General features: G+C 44.1%; 1 pseudogene. It reads left to right on the top strand.

What is annotated here, in order from left to right:
- Positions 1 to 662 (top strand): annotated as a pseudogene (locus tag J7R05_RS07430) (excinuclease ABC subunit UvrA); the annotation flags it as partial.

Below are 662 nucleotides of genomic sequence, written 5' to 3'. Positions count from 1 at the left end.
AACTGATCGTGATCACGGGGCTTTCTGGGTCAGGTAAATCATCCTTAGCTTTTGATACAATTTACGCAGAAGGCCAACGCCGCTACGTTGAAAGTCTTTCTGCCTACGCACGCCAATTTCTAGAAGTGATGCAAAAACCAGATGTGGACAGAATAGACGGTCTTTCTCCAGCGATCTCCATTGAACAAAAAACAACCAGCCGCAACCCTCGTTCAACGGTAGGAACCATCACTGAAATCCACGACTATATGCGGCTTCTCTTTGCACGTATCGGTGTTCCTCATTCGCCTACCACAGGAATTCCTATTGAGAGCCAGACAGTAAGCCAAATGGTTGATCAAATTATGGCCTTACAAGAAGGTACGCGGGTTTTCATTATGGCACCTCTCGTCCGAGGACGAAAGGGAGAATATAAAAAAGAGCTGACAGAGCTTTTAAAAAAAGGATTCCAGCGCGCTAAAGTTGATGGAAAATTCTATGAAATCCCCGACATTCCTCCTCTTGATAAAAAGTATAAACATGACATAGATGTAGTGGTAGACCGCATTGTTGTAAGCAATGATATTTCCTCTCGCTTAGCGGACAGTATAGAAACCTGTTTACAGCTAGCAAATGGGCTTGCAGTCGCTGAAATGGCAGATCAGCCTTTGGCACAAAAAAAA

This window comes from Bartonella capreoli (assembly GCF_902813205.1).
Classification (GTDB): Bacteria; Pseudomonadota; Alphaproteobacteria; order Rhizobiales; family Rhizobiaceae; genus Bartonella; species Bartonella schoenbuchensis.
Note: the sequence above shows the minus strand (reverse complement) of the source record. Positions and strands in the feature narration are given on the sequence as shown.